18 protein-coding genes are annotated in these 18,847 nt (G+C 72.0%); 16 read left to right on the top strand and 2 right to left on the bottom strand.

The window, feature by feature from the left end; all coding sequences use genetic code 11:
* Positions 1-13: 13 nt before the first annotated feature.
* Genes ACFUJ1_RS01625 through fabD form a run of 12 tightly spaced genes read left to right on the top strand, consistent with a single transcriptional unit; the run spans position 14 to position 12,028 of the window.
* Positions 14-1,465, top strand: coding sequence for an FAD-dependent monooxygenase (locus ACFUJ1_RS01625; RefSeq protein WP_378641321.1), 1,452 nt, complete (start codon positions 14-16; stop codon positions 1,463-1,465).
* 15 nt (positions 1,466-1,480) lie between these two features.
* Positions 1,481-1,807 (top strand): TcmI family type II polyketide cyclase, encoded by a 327-nt coding sequence (locus ACFUJ1_RS01620; RefSeq protein WP_378641319.1) that lies wholly within the window; start codon positions 1,481-1,483, stop codon positions 1,805-1,807.
* Complete coding sequence (locus tag ACFUJ1_RS01615; protein WP_378641317.1) at positions 1,804-3,075, top strand: beta-ketoacyl-[acyl-carrier-protein] synthase family protein; 1,272 nt, start codon at positions 1,804-1,806, stop codon at positions 3,073-3,075. Before ACFUJ1_RS01620 ends, ACFUJ1_RS01615 begins: the two co-directional genes overlap by 4 nt.
* Entirely contained in the window at positions 3,072-4,289 is a 1,218-nt protein-coding gene (locus tag ACFUJ1_RS01610; protein WP_378641315.1) for a ketosynthase chain-length factor, read from the top strand. The genes ACFUJ1_RS01615 and ACFUJ1_RS01610 overlap by 4 nt, the downstream gene beginning before the upstream one ends.
* Positions 4,290-4,306: 17 nt before the next feature.
* The gene (locus ACFUJ1_RS01605; protein ID WP_378641313.1) at positions 4,307-4,570 is read left to right on the top strand and encodes an acyl carrier protein; all 264 of its coding nucleotides are present in this window, start codon (positions 4,307-4,309) and stop codon (positions 4,568-4,570) included.
* A 25-nt stretch (positions 4,571-4,595) separates the two neighbouring features.
* Positions 4,596-5,378 (top strand): SDR family NAD(P)-dependent oxidoreductase, encoded by a 783-nt coding sequence (locus tag ACFUJ1_RS01600; protein ID WP_378641311.1) that lies wholly within the window; start codon positions 4,596-4,598, stop codon positions 5,376-5,378.
* Positions 5,379-5,402: 24 nt separating this feature from the next.
* The gene (locus ACFUJ1_RS01595; RefSeq protein WP_378641310.1) at positions 5,403-6,350 is read left to right on the top strand and encodes an aromatase/cyclase; all 948 of its coding nucleotides are present in this window, start codon (positions 5,403-5,405) and stop codon (positions 6,348-6,350) included.
* Entirely contained in the window at positions 6,347-8,320 is a 1,974-nt protein-coding gene (locus tag ACFUJ1_RS01590; protein ID WP_378641308.1) for an SDR family oxidoreductase, read from the top strand. Before ACFUJ1_RS01595 ends, ACFUJ1_RS01590 begins: the two co-directional genes overlap by 4 nt.
* 25 nt (positions 8,321-8,345) lie before the next feature.
* Positions 8,346-9,917, top strand: a complete 1,572-nt coding sequence (locus ACFUJ1_RS01585) for an acyl-CoA carboxylase subunit beta (RefSeq protein ID WP_378641306.1) — start codon at positions 8,346-8,348, stop codon at positions 9,915-9,917.
* Positions 9,914-10,123: an acyl-CoA carboxylase subunit epsilon gene (locus ACFUJ1_RS01580; protein ID WP_378641304.1), complete on the top strand. Its 210-nt coding sequence runs from the start codon at positions 9,914-9,916 to the stop codon at positions 10,121-10,123. Before ACFUJ1_RS01585 ends, ACFUJ1_RS01580 begins: the two co-directional genes overlap by 4 nt.
* 11 nt (positions 10,124-10,134) lie before the next feature.
* A complete protein-coding gene (locus ACFUJ1_RS01575) occupies positions 10,135-11,136 on the top strand; it encodes an LLM class flavin-dependent oxidoreductase (RefSeq protein ID WP_378641302.1) in 1,002 nt (333 codons plus the stop codon).
* Positions 11,129-12,028, top strand: a complete 900-nt coding sequence (fabD, locus tag ACFUJ1_RS01570) for an ACP S-malonyltransferase (protein ID WP_378641301.1) — start codon at positions 11,129-11,131, stop codon at positions 12,026-12,028. Before ACFUJ1_RS01575 ends, fabD begins: the two co-directional genes overlap by 8 nt.
* Positions 12,029-12,084: 56 nt before the next feature.
* Here fabD and ACFUJ1_RS01565 read toward each other — a convergent pair whose 3' ends face one another.
* A complete protein-coding gene (locus ACFUJ1_RS01565; RefSeq protein ID WP_378641299.1) occupies positions 12,085-12,225 on the bottom strand; it encodes a hypothetical protein in 141 nt (46 codons plus the stop codon).
* Between the two features lie 129 nt (positions 12,226-12,354).
* Between ACFUJ1_RS01565 and ACFUJ1_RS01560 the strand changes: the two genes are divergently transcribed.
* From ACFUJ1_RS01560 to ACFUJ1_RS01545, 4 genes are all read left to right on the top strand, one after another.
* Positions 12,355-12,606 carry a hypothetical protein gene (locus tag ACFUJ1_RS01560; protein WP_378641297.1) on the top strand — a complete coding sequence of 84 codons (252 nt, stop codon included), beginning with the start codon at positions 12,355-12,357 and terminating at the stop codon, positions 12,604-12,606.
* A gap of 75 nt (positions 12,607-12,681) precedes the next feature.
* Positions 12,682-14,538, top strand: coding sequence for a glycoside hydrolase family 15 protein (locus tag ACFUJ1_RS01555; RefSeq protein WP_378641295.1), 1,857 nt, complete (start codon positions 12,682-12,684; stop codon positions 14,536-14,538).
* Entirely contained in the window at positions 14,535-15,890 is a 1,356-nt protein-coding gene (locus ACFUJ1_RS01550) for an MFS transporter (protein WP_378641293.1), read from the top strand. Before ACFUJ1_RS01555 ends, ACFUJ1_RS01550 begins: the two co-directional genes overlap by 4 nt.
* A gap of 133 nt (positions 15,891-16,023) precedes the next feature.
* Positions 16,024-16,368 (top strand): PLDc N-terminal domain-containing protein, encoded by a 345-nt coding sequence (locus ACFUJ1_RS01545; protein WP_378641900.1) that lies wholly within the window; start codon positions 16,024-16,026, stop codon positions 16,366-16,368.
* 9 nt (positions 16,369-16,377) lie between these two features.
* Here ACFUJ1_RS01545 and ACFUJ1_RS01540 read toward each other — a convergent pair whose 3' ends face one another.
* Positions 16,378-18,774, bottom strand: a complete 2,397-nt coding sequence (locus tag ACFUJ1_RS01540) for a LuxR C-terminal-related transcriptional regulator (RefSeq protein ID WP_378641291.1) — start codon at positions 18,772-18,774, stop codon at positions 16,378-16,380.
* Positions 18,775-18,847: the final 73 nt, after the last annotated feature.

Raw genomic sequence — 18,847 nt, 5'->3', positions numbered from 1 at the left:
GAGGAGTCCTGGGATGGAAGCATCGGTTGTCGTCGTCGGCGCGGGCCCGACCGGGCTGACGCTCGCCGCGGAGCTGCGGCTGGCCGGAGTCGACGTGGTGGTGGTGGAGCGGCTCGCCGGAGCCAGCGGTGAATCCCGCGGCATCGGGCTGACGCTGCGCAGCATGGAGGTGCTCGACCAGCGCGGACTGCTTCCCCGATTCGGTCCGCTGGAAACCGGGACGCACGGCCACTTCGGCGGAATCCCGCTCGACATGACGGTGCTCGGCTCCGCGCTCGACGCCGCGCGGGCGGTTCCGCAGTCGGTGACCGAACGCGTACTCGAGGGCCGGGCGCGGGAGCTGGGGGCGCACATCCTGCGCGGCACCGAAGTGTGCGAGGTCGAAGCCGACGCGGACGCGGTGCGGGTCCGGACCCGCGGCGCCGGCCCCGCCTCGCTGCGCGCCCGCTTCCTGGTGGGATGTGACGGCGGGCGCAGCACCGTGCGGAAGGCCGCCGGATTCGACTTTCCGGGCACCGCTGCCACCACCGAACTCCTCCTCGCGGATCTGCGCGGCGTCGAGCCGGTTTCCCGTGCACCCGGTTCCCAGGTGCCGGGCGGGATGGCGATGAGCGCCCGGATGCCGGACGGGACCCACCGCGTCATCGTCGCGGAACGCGGTGCGCCGCCGCGCGATCGCACCGAGCCGCCCTCGTTCGCGGAGGTGGCGGATGTGTGGAAGCGGCTCACCGGTGACGACATATCCCGGGCGGAACCGCTGTGGGTCAGTGCGTTCGGCGATGCCGCGCGGTTGGCTACCGCCTACCGCCGCGGGCGCATCCTGCTGGCGGGCGACGCCGCGCATGTCCACCTGCCCGCGGGGGGCCAGGGAATGAACACCGGCATCCAGGACGCGATGAACCTGGGCTGGAAGCTGGCCTCCGTCCTGCGCGGACGTGCCCCGGACTCGCTCCTGGACACCTATCACAGCGAACGCCATCCCGTCGGTCGAGCACTGCTGGACAACACCAGGGCGCAGAGCCTGCTGATCCTCGGTGGCGACGAGGTGCAGCCGCTCCGTGCACTGCTCGGGGAACTGCGCGGCTATCCACAGGTCGAGCGGTTGCTCGCGGCCCGGGTGAGTGGCCTCGACATCCGCTACGAGGTCGGCGGCGGCACCCATCCGTTGCTCGGTGCCCGGATGCCGCGGCTCGACCTCGACCTCGGTGGCCGCCGGGTGGACACCGCCCGGCTGTTGCATCGCGGCCGCGGGCAACTACTCGACCTGACTGCCAATTCCGTTCTCCGTGAACGCGCCCGGCCCTGGTCGGACCGCATAGACATCGTCACCGCGCAACCGGTGACGCCGCTCGCCGGGACCACCGCGGTCCTGGTGCGCCCCGACGGCCACGTCGCCTGGACCGCCCCGGGGAGCCACGACGACCTGCCCACCGCGCTGAACCGCTGGTTCGGCGCGCCCCGCTGACTCGAGGAGACTGTCGTGCACAGCACACTCATCGTCGCCCGGATGAATCCGGACGCCGCCACCGATGTCGCCGAGCTCTTCCGAGCCTTCGACGAATCCGACATGCCACACCTGATGGGAACCCGGCGCCGCCAGCTGTTCGCTTTCCACGGGCTGTACTTCCATCTCCAGGACTTCGATTCCGACGACGGCCACGACCGAATCCAGTCCGTCCGAGCTGATCCGCGCTTCGTCCGGATCAGCACCGACCTGAACCCGTACGTGCACGCCTACGACCCGGAGACGTGGCGCTCGCCCGCCGATGCCATGGCGGGGCGGTTCTATACCTGGAGTGCGCGATGAGCCGGCGGCGTGTGGTGATCACCGGGATCGGGGTGACGGCGCCCGGCGGAATCGGGACCAAGGATTTCTGGGACCTGATCTCCAACGGCCGTACCGCCACCAGGCGAATCTCGATGTTCGACCCGGCCGCGTTCCGGTCCCAGGTGGCCGCGGAGATCGATTTCGATCCCGAGCTGCACGGGCTGAGCCCGCAGCAGATCCGGCGCATGGACCGCGCGGCACAGTTGGCGGTGGTGACCGCACGCGAGGCGCTCGCCGACAGCGGACTGGAATTCGACCGTGTCGATCCGGCGCGCACCGGCGTGACGATCGGCAGCGCGGTCGGGGCAACCATGGGGCTGGACCAGGAGTACCGCACGGTCAGCGACGGGGGGCGGCTCGAACTGGTGGACCACGCCTACGCGGTGCCGCACCTGTACAACTACTTCGTTCCCAGTTCCTTCGCCACCGAGGTCGCCTGGGAAGTCGGGGCACAGGGCCCGGCCACGGTGGTCTCCACCGGATGCACCTCGGGGCTGGACGCTGTCGGCTATGCCGCGGAGATCCTGCGCGAGGGCGGCGCCGACATCATGATCGCCGGTGCCACCGATGCGCCGATCAGCCCGATCACCGTCGCGTGCTTCGACGCGATCAAGGCCACCACGTCCCGCAACGATGAGCCGACGACCGCTTCCCGCCCCTTCGACGCCCGCCGCAACGGCTTCGTTCTCGGCGAGGGCGCCGCGGTCTTCGTGCTCGAAGAGCTCGACAGCGCGCGCCGCCGCGGGGCGACGATCTACGCCGAGATCGCCGGTCACGCCACGCGCTCCAACGCTTTCCACATGACCGGGTTGCGGCCCGACGGAAGGGAGATGGCCGAGGCGATCCGGGTGGCACTGGACGAAGCCCGCATCGACGGCAGGGAGATCGACTACATCAACGCGCACGGTTCCGGCACCAAACAGAATGATCGGCACGAAACCGCCGCCTACAAGCGCAGCCTCGGCGACCACGCCAGGCACACCCCGGTGAGCTCGATCAAATCGATGGTCGGCCACTCCCTCGGCGCCATCGGCTCGATCGAGATCGCCGCATCGGTTCTCGCCATCACCCACGATGTCGTGCCGCCGACCGCCAATCTGCACGTTCCCGATCCCGAGTGCGATCTGGACTACGTTCCGCTGACCGCGCGGGACCGCCGGGTCGACGTCGTGCTGTCGGTCGGCAGCGGTTTCGGTGGATTCCAGAGCGCCGTCGTCCTCGCCGACCCCTTCCGGAGCCCGCGATGACCGTCGCGGTGACCGGCCTCGGCGTGACCGCGCCCACCGGGATGGGGCACCGGGCCTACTGGGCGGCGACGCTGCGGGGGGACAGCGCGCTCCGGCGCATCACCCACTTCGATCCGGCGCCCTACCCGGCGAAGGTCGCGGGCGAGATCAGCGGATTCGCCGCCGAGGAGCATCTCCCCGGCCGGCTGCTGCCGCAGACGGACCGCATGACCCGGCTCGCCCTGGTCGCGGCGGACTGGGCCTTCGCCGACGCGGGCATAGAACCGGCGGAGCTGCCGGAGTACGCGGGTGGCGTGATCACCGCCAGCCATTCCGGTGGCTTCGAATTCGGGCAGAACGAACTGCGCGCGCTGTGGAGCCGAGGCGGCGAGTACGTCAGCGCTTACCAGTCCTTCGCCTGGTTCTACGCGGTCAACAGCGGCCAGATCTCCATCCGCAACGGCCTGCGCGGGCCGAGCAGCGTCGTCGTCAGTGATCAAGCCGGCGGCCTCGACGCTCTGGCACACGCGCGGCGGCAGATTCGCAAGGGGACCGGGCTGGTGATCAGCGGCGCCGTCGACGCTTCGATCTGCCCGTGGGGCTGGGTGGCCCAGCTGGCCGGAGGAGACCTCAGCACGGTGCCCGACCCGCACCGCGCCTACCTGCCCTTCGATCCGGCTGCCTGTGGGCATGTCCCCGGCGAGGGCGGCGCGTTGCTCGTGCTCGAGGATGTCGGGCATGCCGAGCGGCGCGGCGCGCCGCACATCTACGGCTATCTCGCCGGGCACGCCGCCACGCTCGATCCCGCGCCCTGGACCGGCGGGGGCAGTGCGCTCGGGCGCGCGATCTCCGCGGCGCTGCGGGACGCGGGGGTCACCCCTGCCGATATCGACGTCGTCTTCGCCGACGCCGCGGGGACGCCGGAGCGGGACCGGGCCGAGGCGGCCGCGATCACCGAGATCTTCGGCGCGGGAGCCGTTCCCGTGACGGCACCCAAGACCATGACGGGACGGCTGTACTCCGGGGCGGCGCCGCTCGATCTGGTGGCCGCGCTGCTGTCCATCCGCGACAGCGTGATCCCGCCGACCGTAGGCGTCGAACCGGCCGCCGAGTACGGCCTCGACCTGGTGACCAGCGCGCGCCCGGCGACCGTCGGCGCCGCACTGGTGCTGGCTCGCGGAACCGGCGGCTTCAACTCGGCCGTGGTCGTTCTCGGCCCCGACCACCGCCACTGACGAAAGGAAGGCACGTCATGCCCGCAACCTTCACCGTCCACGACCTCCGGCGCATCCTGCGCGAGGGCTCGGGCGAGACCGAGGGGCTGGACGGCGAGATCGACGATCTCGACTTCGAGGCACTCGGCTACGAATCGTTGGCACTGCTCGAGACCACCGGCCGGATCAAGCGCGAGTACGGAGTCGATCTCGACGACGACGCCGTGATCGCGGCGACCACTCCGCGCGCGCTCATCGCCCTCGTCAACGACCAGCTGCGCGACCTGATCCAGCGCGGCTGATCCCCCCGACCGAAGGAGTAACGCCATGCCCCAGGATCCGAAGGTGGCGCTGATCACCGGCGCCACCAGTGGTATCGGACTCGCCTCGGCCCGCCGGCTGGCAGGTCAGGGCCACCGGGTGTACCTGTGCGCCCGGGACAAGGACGCGGTCGCCGACACCGTCGCGGCCCTGCGTCGGGAGGGCCTCGACGTGGACGGCACCGCTGCCGACGTCCGGGTGGCCGACGACATCGCGTCGCTGGTGCGCGGCGCCGTCGACCGCTACGGCGCTCTCGACGTTCTGGTGAACAACGCGGGCCGCAGCGGGGGCGGTGTGACCGCCGAGATCCCCGACGAGCTGTGGTTCGACGTGATCGCCACCAACCTGCACAGCGTCTTCCGGGTCACCCGCGAGGCGCTCACCGCGGGGGGGATGCGTGCGAAGGACCGTGGACGGATCATCAACATCGCCTCCACGGCCGGCAAGCAGGGCGTGGTCCTCGGCGCCCCCTACTCCGCTTCCAAGCACGGAGTCGTCGGGTTCACCAAGGCACTCGGCAACGAACTCGCGCCGACCGGAATCACCGTGAACGCGGTGTGTCCCGGCTATGTCGAGACGCCGATGGCCCGCCGGGTCCGGGCAGGCTACGCGGAGGCGTGGAGCGCCGACGAGGACGAGATCCTGCAGAAGTTCCAGGCCAAGATCCCGCTCGGCCGCTACTCGACGCCCGAGGAGGTCGCCGGCCTCGTCGGTTACCTGGCCTCGGACATCGCGGCCTCGATCACCGCCCAGGCGCTCAACGTCTGCGGCGGGCTCGGCAACTTCTGACCACCCACAGCCCCAGGAGCACTGATGGACGCCAACACCAGGCAGGCCGAGCATTCGATCGTCGTACACGCCCCCGCCCGCGAGGTCTACCGCATGCTCGCCGAGGTGGAGAACTGGCCGCGCCTGTTCCCGCCCTCGATCTACGTCGACCGCATCGAGCAGCGCGGCGACGAGGAACGCATCCGGATCTGGGCCACCGCCAACGGCGAACCCAAGAACTGGATCTCGCGCCGGACGCTCGATCCCCGCGGCCTCCGGATCACCTTCCGCCAGGAGGTCTCGGCGCCGCCGGTCGCGGCTATGGACGGAACCTGGCTGATCGACGAGCGACCCGGAGGTGAGACCGTGCTGCGGCTGCTGCACAGTTTCCGGGCGGTCGACGACGACCCCGCGAATCTCGACTGGATCGAACGCGCCGTCGACGAGAACAGCAGAGCCGAGCTGCCCGGGCTCAAGGCCGCCGTCGAATCGGCGGTCCGGGACAGCGAGCTCACCCTGTCGTTCGTCGACTCGATCGAGATCGACGGCTCCGCGCGGGCCGCGTACGACTTCGTGAACGAGGCGGACCGGTGGAGTGAGCGCCTGCCGCACGTCGCCGCGGTTCAGCTGACCGAGGACACCGCCGGTCTGCAGGTGCTGCGGATGGAGACGCTGACCGAGGACGGCTCGGCGCACGTGACCGAGTCGGTGCGAGTCTGCCTGCCGCACAACCGAATCGTCTACAAGCAGACGACCCTGCCCGCGCTGATGGAGCTGCACACCGGCTACTGGCAGTTCGACCAGCTCGCCGACGGCGTCACGACCGCATCCTCCCAGCACACCGTCGTGATCCGGGCCGACCGCATCGCGGCCGTGCTCGGGCAGCAGGCCGACGTGGTCGAGGCGCGCCGCTTCATCCGCAACGCACTCGGCGCGAACAGTCGGGCCACCCTCGCCCACGCGAAGGCGTACGCCGAGAAGCGCGGGCGATGACCGGCGGTGGTGCCGGCCCGGACACCGGCGTCGTCATCGCGGGGGCGGGCCCGGTCGGACTCCTGCTCGCCGGCGACCTCGCCGAAGCCGGAGTGCGGGTCAGCGTCGTCGACGAGCTGGCCGAGCCGTCCGCCGAATCCCGGGCTTCGACGCTGCACACCCGCAGCATGGAGCTGCTCGCCGAGCGAGGGGTGCTCGGTGGATTGGGCAGGCTGCCATCGGCGGGGAGCGGCCACTTCGGCGGCCTGCCGCTGGATCTGACCGTCGCCGACCCGGAACATCCCTTCGCCGGACAGTGGAAGTGCCCGCAGGTTCGGTTGGCGGCGGCACTGGAGCGGCGTGCCGTCGCGGCCGGTGCCCGAATCCGGCGTGATCAGCGGGTGATCGAGCTGCGCCGTGCGCCGGGGCGAGTCACCCTCGATGTGGTGACCGGGCGGGGTCGCCGAACCGCCATCACCGGGGCCTACGTGGTCGGCTGTGACGGTGAGCGGAGCACGGTCCGGCGCCGGGCCGGCTTCACGCTCACCGGGAGTGCTCCGGCGCGCGTGCTGTTGCGTGCCGATGTGGCCGGCATCGATATCCCCGTCCGCCGATTCGAGCGAATGCCCGGTGGATTCGCCACCGCGGCGCGCTGGCCCGACGGCAGCACCCGGGTGATGGTGCATGTCCGCGGCTCGACCGCGAACAGCGGCCAGGATCCGCCGGAGTTCGAGGAGATCGCCGAGGCGTGGAATCGGGTCACCGGGGAGGACATCGGGCATGGAACGCCGCTGTGGTGTAACCGATTCGATGATCGCAGCCGAATCGTCGCGAGGTACCGCAGGGGCCGGGTCCTGCTCGCCGGGGATGCGGCGCACCAGCAGATGCCGGTCGGCGGGCAGGCGCTGAATCTGGGGCTGCAGGATGCCGCGTACCTCGGATCCCGGCTGGCCGCGCATCTGACCGGCACCTCCGGCGACTCGGTACTCGACGACTACGACTCCATCAGGCACGCCGCCGGTGTTCGCGTGCTGGCAGGCATTCGCGCCCAGACGCTGCTGCTGCTCGGCGGTCCCGAAACGGAACCGATCCGGGATCTGGTCCGCGAGCTGCTCGCGTTCGACGACGTTCACCGGCACCTCGCCCGATCGATCAGCACACCCTCCGCCGAGCCCGCCGGGCGAGCGCGTTCCGCTACCCACCCTTCCGAGGAGAATTCGATGAGCCTTTCCCTGACGAACAAGACCGCGCTCGTCACCGGGTCGAGCCGCGGCATCGGCCGGGCCACGGCCAGGCAGCTGGCCGCGAAGGGCGCACTCGTCGCCGTCCACTACGCCGGCAACGAGGAGGCCGCCCGCGAGACCGTTGCCGCGATCGAGGGCGACGGCGGCAGGGCCTTCCCGATCCGCGCCGAACTGGGGGTCCCCGGCGACGTCCACGAGCTCTTCCTCGCTCTCGAGCAGGGGCTGAAGGAGCGGACCGGCCACACCACCCTCGACATCCTGGTCAACAACGCGGGCGTCACCACGCCGGCCGGTCAGCAGCCGGAGGACGTCACCCCCGAGGACTTCGACCGGCTCTTCGCCGTCAATGCCAAGGCGCCGTTCTTCATCGTGCAGCGCGCGCTGGCCTTGCTGCCGGAAGGCGGCAGGGTCATCAACATCTCCTCGGGGCTCACCCGGTTCGCCAACCCCGAGCAGGTCGCCTACTCGATGACGAAGGGCGCGATCGAACAACTCACCCTGCACTTCGCGCGGCACCTGGCACCTCGTGGCATCACGGTGAACAGCGTCGCCCCCGGGATCACCGACAACGGCGGCGCGATCTTCGACATCCCGGAGGCGGTCGAGCAGATGGCGCAGCTCTCCGCCTTCAAACGCGTCGGTGAGGCCGTCGATGTCGCCGATGTGGTCGCCTTCCTCGCGACCGACGACGCCCGCTGGATCACCGGCGCGTTCGTGGACGCCACCGGCGGCACCCTGCTGGGGTGACCGCGTGCTCTCGGAGGAGAAGATCATGACCACAGTGCGGGAACCCACCGACTCGGCGACGCGTCTGCGAGAACTGGCGGAGCGCAGGCGTCGCGGCCGCGGCGGCGCCGATCCGGCCGCCACCCGGCGACAGCACGACAAAGGCAAGCTCACCGCCGACGAGCGCGTCGAGCTGCTGCTGGATCCGGGCACCTTCGTCGAGGTGGAGCCGTTTCGGCGGCACCGCGCCACCGGGCTCGGGCTCGAACGGCGGCGCCCGGACACCGATGGTGTCGTGACCGGCTGGGGGCTCGTCGACGGCCGGACCGTCTTCGTCTACGCCGCCGACTTCCGGATCTTCGGCGGAGCGCTCGGCGAGGCGCACGCCCAGAAGATCCACAAGATCATGGATATGGCGCTGACCGCGGGTGCGCCGCTGGTGTCGCTCAACGACAGCGCCGGGGCGCGGATCCAGGAGGGAGTGTCCGCGCTCGCCGGTTACGGGGGAATCTTCGTCCGGAACACCCGCGCATCCGGGGTCATCCCGCAGATCAGCGTGATGCTGGGGCCCTGCGCGGGCGGGGCGGCGTACTCGCCCGCGCTGACCGACTTCGTCTTCGTGGTGCGCGACATCTCCCAGATGTTCATCACCGGGCCCGATGTGGTGCGGGCGGTCACCGGCGAACAGATGACCCAGGACGAGCTCGGCGGCGCCGACGTGCACGCCACCCGCTCGGGCGTCGCCCACTTCGTCCACGACGACGAGCGCTCGTGTTTGAGCGACGTCCGGTTGCTGCTGTCGATGCTGCCGGCGAACAACCGGGACCTACCGCCCGTCGCGTTCACCCGGGACCGGGCAGATCGTGCTCTCGACGACATCCTCGGACTGGTACCCGTCGACGGCAGCAGGCCCTATGACGTCATCGACGTGATCGGCGACATCGTCGACGACGGAGAGCATTTCGAGGTTCACGCGAACTGGGCCGCCAATCTGGTCTGTACTCTGGCCAGGCTCGACGGCCGGACGGTCGGCATCGTCGCGAGCCAGCCCGCGCATCTCGCGGGTGTGCTCGATATCGAGGCGAGCGAGAAGGGCGCGCGCTTCGTGCAGTTCTGCGACGCGTTCAACATCCCGCTGCTGACCCTGGTCGACGTTCCCGGCTTCCTGCCCGGCCTCGACCAGGAGCACGGCGGGATCATCCGGCGCGGTGCCAAACTGCTCTACGCCTACTGCAATGCCACGGTCCCGCGGGTCTCGCTGGTGCTCCGCAAGGCCTACGGCGGCGCCTACATCGTGATGGACTCGCTGTCGATCGGCGCCGATCTGGCGCTGGCGTGGCCGACCAACGAGATCGCGGTGATGGGTGCCGAGGCGGCCGCTGACGTCGTGTTCCGACGGGAGATCGCCGCGTCCGCGGATCCCGAAGGCACCCGCCGCGAGAAGATCGCCGAGTACCGGGCGGAGCTCGTCCATCCGTACTACGCCGCCGAACGCGGCCTCGTCGACGACGTCATCGACCCCCGCCGGACCCGGTCGGTGCTGATCAGGGCGTTCGCCATGCTCGCGGGCAAGGACACCGACCTGCCCCGGCGCAAACACGGAAATCCGCCGCAATGACCGAGGCGAACCCGGTGTTCCTCACCGTGACACGCGGCAGCGTCGACCTGTACGAACTCGGGGCACTGACCGCGGTCCTGCACGCCAGGACGGCGAGCACCGCGACCGGGCCGATGCCGGCGCGCCCGGCCGCGACCTGGCGGCGCACCGAACGCCGCCCCGGCTACACCGACCCACGGTCCTGGGCGAACCCGATCGTCCCATGAAAGGGCTAACCATGAAGATCGGCCTCCTCTTCGACCTTCGCAATCCCGCCCGATGGCACCGGCCCTGGGCCGACCACTACGCCCGCGCCCTCGACTTCTGCGAGGAAGCGGATATCCGAGGTGTCGACGGCGTGTGGTTCACCGAGCATCACCTCTTCGACGACGGCTACCTGCCGCAGCCGCTGACCTTCGCGGCCGCCGCGGCCGCCCGCACCAGCAGGGTCAGGATCGGCACCGCGGTCGTTCTTCCCGCGCTTCGTCCGCCCGCCCAGATCGCCGAGGAAGCCGCCGTCGTCGACCTGATCAGTGGCGGACGGCTCGAACTGGGATTGGGCGCCGGATACCGGGTCCCCGAGTACCGCCTGTACGAGGCCGATTTCGAGCGACGCTTCGCGCGCACCGGTGCGAACATCGCCGAGATACGCCGGTTGTGGGAGACCGGCGGGGTGACACCCGGCCCCGTTCAGCAGCCGGTACCGCTCTGGGGCGGTTTCTACGGCCCGCGCGGAGCACGGCTGGCCGGGCGGCTCGGTATCGGATTGCTGCACATCTCCCACGAGATGTTCGAGCACTACCGGGCCGGCCTCGTCGAAGCCGGGCACGACCCCGGCATCGCCCGAGTCTCCGACCTGCTTCCGGTGCTGCTCGCCGACGATCCCGACAGTGCCTGGCATCGGATAGCGCCGCACCTGGCACATCAGGTGAACAGCTACCGGCAGCTCTCGGTCGAGGGCACCGACGCACCGAAACCACCGCTCCTGCGGCCGGAAGACCTCCGGAACCGCACTCCGGACGGCCCGTGGGGCGCGCTCGAGATCCTCACCCCGGAGCAGGCGGCCGACCGGATCCACGAGCGGACAGCGGGACTGCCGCTGCACCACCTCATCTTCTGGGCCGACATCGCCGGTATGCCGGACGATCTGGTGCAGCGCAATATCGAACTCGCCGGCGGTGCCCTGCCACCCCTGCTGGCGAAGCGCTTCGGCGATCGGAAGGTGACCGTGCATGGCTGAGACGCTCGTGCTCGGTCTTTTCCCTGGGCAGGGTTCGCAGCGGCCCGGTATGGCGCGGTGGATCGAAGCCGAACCCGTCGCACGGGAGCTGCTGCGCCGGGCCGACGACATTCTCGGCATCCCGCTGACCGAACTGTGTGTCTCCGGGAGCGCCGAGGAGCTGCGCGACACCCGGATCGCGCAGCCCGCGATCCTCGCCACCAGCCTCGCGCTGCTCGCGGTACTGGCTCGGCGGGGCTGGCGGCCTGCCGCTGTGACCGGGCACAGCCTCGGCGAGTTCACCGCCCTGGCGGCCGCGGGAGCGATCGACGAGGAGTCGGCTCTGCGCCTGGTGCACCGTCGCGGCGAACTGATGGCCGAGGTGTCGCGGCAGCGAGGCGGAGCGATGAGCGCGATCGTCGGGCTGGCCGCTGCGCGCGTCGAAGAACTCTGCGCGGAGGTGCAGGACGGCGTCGTGGACATCGCGAACTACAACCAGCCCACCCAGACCGTGGTGTCGGGCGATGCCGCGGCCGTGGATCGGGTGGCGGAACTCGCCGTGGCCGCGGGCGCCGCCAAGGTCGTGCCGTTGAAGGTCAGCGGGGCGTTCCACAGCAGGCTCATGGCAGAGGTCGCCGACCGGTTCGGGGCCGAGCTGGATCGGTACCCCATCGGCACCCCCGCCATGCCGGTGCTCAGCGCTGTGAACGGCGACTACGTGCGTGGACCTGCCGAGATCAGATCGGTGCTCCGCAGGCAGATCGTGGCCCCTGTCCGGTGGGTGGACACCGTCCGCCGCGCCGTGCGGGACGGGTACGGCGAACTGGTGGAAATCGGGCCCGGCCAGGTTCTGACCGGGTGTTCGCGGCGGATCGTGCCCGAGGTGCCGTCACGGTCCATCGCGGCCGTCTGACACCGGATTCGCTCCGGCTCCGGAACGGCTCGACCGGTGCGCCGGGGCCGAGCACCTCACACGGGGGTATCACCCTCGGACTGCATCTTCTCCGCCTGCTCCTCGGTGTCGGTCGGCGTCTGGTCGGTGGAGTCCGGCCGGTGCTCGACGTCGTCCCGGCCCGGTTCGACACTGTTCCGCTCTTCGGGATCACTCATGATCGGAGAGTTGACCGGAATGCCGCGCGGAAACGCGCGCCGAGCCTCGATATCACCCCGAACGGGTGATGGCCGCGGCCGCGAAGGCGTGGATCATCGGGGGCGCCGATTCCGACCGGGAGGTGCGCCGTGCACGCGAAATCCGAGTCCGCGCAGCCGAGGCAGTCGCTGCTGGCCAAGGTCTCCACCGGGCAGTGGCTGGCGTTGGTCTTCGCGGTGCTCGCGTTGATCTTCGTGCTGTCCAACCGCGGGAAGGTGCGGATCGAGTTCCTGCTGGTGACCGTGACCTCGCCCATGTGGCTGATCCTGCTGATCATGTTCGTGATCGGGCTGCTCAGCGGGGCGCTGCTCACGCGCAGGAAGGGGCGCGCTCCGCGCTGAACCGGCCTTCGGGTGGCAGTGCGGCCGCTCGTCGCGTGCTCCCGCACATTCACGGACCCGCGAAGGAGGGCGACGATGCACGCCTACCCACCCATTGCCGACCACGGAATGGTCGGCGACCTGCAGACCGCCGCGCTGGTGTCGTCGGCGGGCGCCATCGACTGGTGGTGCGCCCCGCGCTTCGACTCGCCCAGCCTGTTCGCCGCCCTGCTCGACGCCGAGCGCGGCGGCTCCTGCACGATCACCGCCGACCCGGCCGCGGGGCCGGTGACCACCAAGCAGCTCTACCTGTCCGACACCGCCGTGCTGATCACCCGGTTCATGACCGCGGGCGGCGTCGGCGAGATCGCCGACTTCATGGAGCCGCTGGGCGACCCGGTCGCCACCGACCGGCACCGGCTGGTGCGCGTCGTGCGGGTGGTGCGCGGCAGCATGGGCTTCGCCTTCGCCTGCCGCCCGCGCTTCGACTACGCCCGCGCCGAGCACACCCTGGAGCTGGGTGCCGGCGCCGCCGCCTTCCGCGGTCCGGGGCTGGACCTGCACGTGCAGGTCAGCGGGCCGATCGAGTTCAGCGCCGAGAACACCGACGTGACAGCGCATTTCACGCTCGAAGCGGGCAGTACCGCCGCGATCGTGCTCAGCACCGCCGCCCCCGGCAGCGCGCCCCCGCCCGCCCCCGGCTCCGGCAGCGTCTTCGCCGCCTTCGACACCTGCTGCCGGTTCTGGCACACGTGGCTGCGCGGCAGCACCTACCGCGGCCGCTGGCGCGACATGGTGCACCGCTCGGCGATCACCCTGAAACTGCTCACCTACGCCCCCACCGGCGCGCCGATCGCCGCGCTCACCGCCGGGCTGCCCGAACAGGTCGGCGGCGAACGCAACTGGGACTACCGCTACACCTGGATCCGGGACGCCTCGCTCTCCGTCCGGGCCCTGCTCGACCTGGGCTTCACCGCCGAGGCGCAGGCATTCCGGCACTGGCTGCGCGACCGGCTCGAGGCAGGCGGCACCGCCTCCGGGGAGCCGCTGCAGATCATGTACCGGGTCGACGGCGACCCCGAGCTCACCGAGGAGACCCTCGACCACCTGGCCGGGTACCGGGGTTCGCGGCCGGTGCGGATCGGCAACGGCGCGGCCGGGCAGATCCAGCTCGACATCTACGGCGAGGCCGCCGACGCGCTGGCCCAGACCACCGATATCGCGGTGCGCGGCTGGCAGAACTTCGCCGGGCTGGTCGACTGGCTCTGCGACAACTGGGACCGCCCGGACGAGGGCGTCTGGGAGACGCGCGGCGGGCGCAAGAACTTCACCTACAGCAGGCTGATGACCTGGGTCGCCTTCGACCGCGCCGTGCGGGCCGCCACCGCGCACGCCCGCCCCGCCGACCTGCCGCGCTGGACGGCGGCCCGCGACGCCGTCTTCGACCAGATCCTGGCCCGCGGCTGGAACGCGAAGCGGCGCGCCTTCACCCAGCACTACGACACCGAGGTGCTCGACGCCGCGCTGCTGCTCATGCCGCGCATGGGGTTCCTCTCCCCGCGCGACCCGGACTGGCTGAGCACGCTCGACGCCATGGACGCCGAACTGGTCAGCGACAGCCTGGTGCACCGCTACGACCCCGCCGCCGCGCCGGACGGCCTCGCGGGCGCCGAGGGCACCTTCACGCTCTGCAGCTTCCTCTACGTGGAGGCGCTGGCCAGGGCGGGGCGGCTGACCAGGGCCCGCTACGGCTTCGACAAGATGCTCACCTACGCCAACCACGTCGGGCTCTTCGCCGAGGAGATCGGCCCATCCGGCGAGCAACTCGGCAACTTCCCGCAGGCCTTCACGCACCTCGCGCAGATCGCGGCCGCGCTGGCCCTGGACGAGGAGCTGGATCGGGTCGAATCGCGGCCGGATCCCGGCGCGGGGGTGGCCGCGGAGTTCCGGTGAGGGGGCTGCTGATCCCGCTGACGCTCGCCCAGTTCCTGTGCAGCTTCGCGGGGTCGAACATGACCGTGATGATCAGCGACATCAGCGTCGACCTGAACACCACCGTGCACGGCGTGCAGGTGACGATCACAGTGTTCCTGCTGGTGATGGCGGCGCTGATGATTCCGGGCGGGGTGCTGAGCGACCGGTTCGGGCGCAAGCGCTGCTTCACGGCCGGGCTCGCGCTCTACGGGGTCGGCGCGGTGCTCAGCGCGCTCGCCCCCTCGCTCGGGATCCTGCTGCTCGGCAACTCGATCCTGGAGGGCATCGGCACCGCGCTGCTGATCCCGCCGGTCTACATCCTGACCACGCTGCTGTGCACCGAGACCGCGGCGCGGGTGAGGGCATTCGGCGCCATCATGGCCGCGGCCGGGCTCGGCGCGGCGGCCGGGCCGCTGCTCGGCGGGGCGATCACCACCGCGCTGAGCTGGCGGGCGTCCTTCGCCTTCCAGGCGGTGGTCGTGGTGCTGATCCTGGTGTCGAGCAGGCGCATCCGGGACCCGCTGCCCCCGGACCCGGCGCGCCGGGTCGACCTCCGCGGGGTGCTGCTCTCGGCCTCCGGGCTGGTGCTGATCGTCGCCGGGATCCTGGCCGCCGCCACGAACCTGCTGGTGACGCTGGGGCTGGTGCTGTTCGGCGCGCTGCTGCTCGCCGGGTTCGCCGCCGCCGCGCGGGCCGACGAGCGCGCCGGGCGCGAACCGCTGCTCTCGCTCGCCCTGTTCCGCAACCGGGTCTCCGACCTCGGGCTGCTCACCCAGAACCTGCAGTGGCTGCTGCTGATGGGGGTCTCCTTCGTGGTGGCGGCCTACCTGCAGGTGGAGCACGGCTACAGCGCCATCGGCACCGGGGTGGTGTTCACCGCGGCCACCGCCGGGCTGCTGGTCTCCTCGCTGGCGGCCGGGCGGCTGGTGCGCCGCCACCGGCGGCGCACGCTGGTGCTGGCCGGATTCGCGCTCACCGCCGCCGGGATCGCGATGCTGCTGCTGCTCCCCGGCGCGCGCACGGTGTCGGCCTCGGCCTTCGTGCCAGGGCTCGGGCTGGTCGGGCTCGGTCTCGGGGCGATGCTCACGCCCTCGGTGGATCTGGTGCAGTCGGCCTTCGACGAGCGGTGGCAGGGCGAGATCTCCGGGCTGTCGCGCTGCGTGTCGAATCTGGGGTCGGCGCTCGGCACCGCGGTGGCCGGGACCGTGCTGGTGCTGAACCCGGGGGGCCGGGGGTACGCCGCGGCCATGGTGCTGCTCGGCCTGCTCGCCGTCGCCGGGATGGCGGCGGCGGCCCTGCTGCCGCGGAATCCGGTCGCGCCTGCCCGGTGAGCCGGGTCCGGGCGCGGGTCACCCGGATCGGATGAGGGCGGCGCGGGTGCCCGGCGGGAGGCTGGAGAGCGTCAGCCGGACCCGCGAGAGAGGACCTGCCGTGTCGTTCTGGGAGATCGCCGGAGTCGTCGTGATGTCGTTCCTGTTCCTGGCCTACCTGATCGTGCTGTTCCGGATCGTCACCGATCTGTTCCGCGACCACACGACCTCGGGATGGGCCAAGGCGGGCTGGATCGTCGCGCTGGTGCTGCTTCCGCTGCTCGCCGCGCTGGTCTACGTGGTGGCGCGGGGGCCGGGCATGGCCGAGCGCGCGCAGGCCGCCGCACTGCGGGAGTGGGAGGCGCGCAACGATTACATCCGGGTGATCGCGGGCACCGACGCGGTCTCCCGGATCGGCGAGGCGGGCAGGCTGCTGGACAGCGGCACGATCACCGAGGCCGAGTTCGCTCGGATCAAGGACTCGGTGATCGGCCGCTGAGCGGACGGGTCAGAGCAGCCCGGCGCGCCGGGCGTGCTGCAGGGTGCCCGCCCGGCTGCTGGTGCCGAACTTGGCGTAGATGCGGCGCAGGTGGGTCTTGACCGTGTTCACCGAGACGCCGAGCGCGTCGGCGATCTGGTGGGCGGTGCGGCCGCTCGGCAGCTGGGCGAGCACGGTGCGCTCGGTCTCGGTGAGCAGCGGGGCGGCGGTGCGCTCGGCGCCCGGGTTGGCGCGGATGGCGGCGGCGAACTCGTTGTGCTCGGTGAAGGTGCCCGCGTGGTCGTCGAGCAGCTCCAGGATGCCCGGTGTCTCCAGGAACGGCCGCACGATCCGCTCCGGCGCTGCCAGCTCCAGCGCCCGGACCAGCGCCGCGCGGGCCTTGCCCGGGATGCCGAGTGCGGCGTGCGCGTTCGCCTCGAGCAGCTGCACGAGCACCGCGTGCTGCGGGGCCGTCGCGGCCGGGTCGCGCCGCAGCGGGTCGAGCAGGGCGCGGGCGAGGTCGGGGCGGTGCAGCCCGGCGGCGAGCACCGCCCTGGCCAGGACGAGGCCGGGCCGGTCGCCGAGCTCGGCGCGGGCGTGGCCGAGCAGCAGCCGGGCGGTGCGCGGGGTTCCGGCGTCGACCAGCAGCCGGACCACGTGCGGCAGCAGCAGTTCGGTCACCGTGCGCTCGGGGAGCGCGGCGGTGTGCAGCAGCGTGCTGACGTGGTGGCGGAGCGCGTCGGCGCGGCGGTGCCGGTCGGCCTCGTCGCCGGTGCCCGCGAGCCCGTCGAGCACCGCCCGCACCCGACCGTCCGGCCCGGCGGCCGGCGGGGCGGCCGGCCGGGTGGACGGTCGGGGCGGACGGTTGTTCGGCCCGGCGGTGAGCGGCGGCTCGGTGGCGAGCGGCGGCTCGGTGGTGAGCGGCGGCTCGGTGGTGAGCGGCGGCTCGGTGGTGAGCGGCGGCTCGGTGCCGCGCAGGAAGGCGATGTAGGCGGCGGCCGCGTCCGCCTCGCCGAGCGCGGTGAGCAGCCCGGCGTCGGCTGCGGTGGCCGCCGCCGCTTCGGCCCGCTCGGCGCCCGCGGTGAGCCGCCCGCTCCAGGCCAGCACGGCCGCGAGCCTGGACTCCGCGCGCAGCACCAGCCGGGGATCGGCCGCGACCCGGGCCAGCGCCACCGCGCGGTACAGGTCGTCGATCCCGCCCGCGCTGTCCCCGCGAACCGCGCGGGCGGTGCCGGACTGGACGGCGGTGTAGGCGTCCACCCCCGGACTCCCCGATGCCGGGACCACGTCGGGCAGCCGGACGTCGGCGAGCCCGGTGGCCATGGCGAGCGCGGTGGCCAGTGTGGCGGCCAGGATCAGCGCGACCAGCTGCCCGCTCGGCGCCGCGGTGCCGTTGCCGGTGCGGCGGCAGGCCAGGTCCAGGTAGGTGAGCGCGTGCGCGGAGTCGGCGCGTTCGACCGCGTCGATGGCGCGCAGTGCCCAGACCGCCGGGTCGTCGGCCTCGACGCCGTGCGCGAGCTCGAGGCCGTCGAAGAGCGCCCGGCCCGCGCCCTGCAGGATCATGCGCAGCGCCGGATCGCCGAGGAAGGCGGGCAGCCCGCGCTGACCGTTCTCGCCGAGCACGTGCGGCAGCGCCGCGGCGGGCGCGCCCGCGGCCAGATGCCAGGCGGCGGTGATCCGGTGGCACTCGGCGCCGACCCCGGCCCGCTCCGCGGCGCCGAGCAGGTGCGCGCGGACCAGCGGGTGGTAGCCGAACCAGAGCGCGCCGTCCCGGTACACCGGCGCCAGCGGGAAGTTCTCGCGCAGCAGCCGATCCAGGATCTCCGGCGCCGCCTCGCCCGCCAGCCGCCAGGCCAGTGCGGTGCTGAACCGCTCCGGAATGCTGGTGCGGATCAGGAACCTGCGCACCGGCGCCTGCTGCGGCTCGATGAGCGTGTCGAGGAAGGCGCCCGCCTCGGCGGTCGGGTCGAGCAGCGCGGCCGCCGCCGCGCGGACGTCGCCGCCGCCGTCGAGCTCGGTGGCCGCGATCCGCACCGGGGCCGCCCAGCCCTGGGTGAGGCGGAGCAGCGCGTCCATATCGGCCCGCTGCGGCTGAATGCCGTACCCGGCGAGCAGGTGTGCCGTCTCCCGGCGATCGAGCGCTAGTTCGGCGGCGCCGATCCGCGTCACCCGGGTCTCCAGGACCAGCGAATGCCAGGCGAGCGGCGGGTCGCGACGCGCGATCAGCACCAGCGCGGTGTCGGCGGCATGGTGCACGAGGTAGTCCAGCGCCGCCTGCGAACGGGGATCGCTGACGAGATGCGCGTCGTCGATCACCAGCACCCGCGCCGGTGCGGCGGGGCCGCCGCGGGCGGGTCCGCCCGGGGTCACCGGGGGCAGCAGCTCGGCCACCGGTGGACCGCCGGGCGCGCATGTCACCCAGTGCATCTCGGCTTCCGGCGTACTTTCGCGGAACTTGCGGAACCATTCCGCCACGGCCACCGTCTTACCGCTGCCCGGC

It is taken from the genome of Nocardia sp. NPDC057227 (assembly GCF_042669725.1).
GTDB classification, from domain to species: Bacteria; Actinomycetota; Actinomycetes; order Mycobacteriales; family Mycobacteriaceae; genus Nocardia; species Nocardia asteroides_A.
The sequence above is the reverse complement of the archived record's forward strand: the minus strand, read 5'-3'. Positions and strand labels throughout refer to the sequence as shown.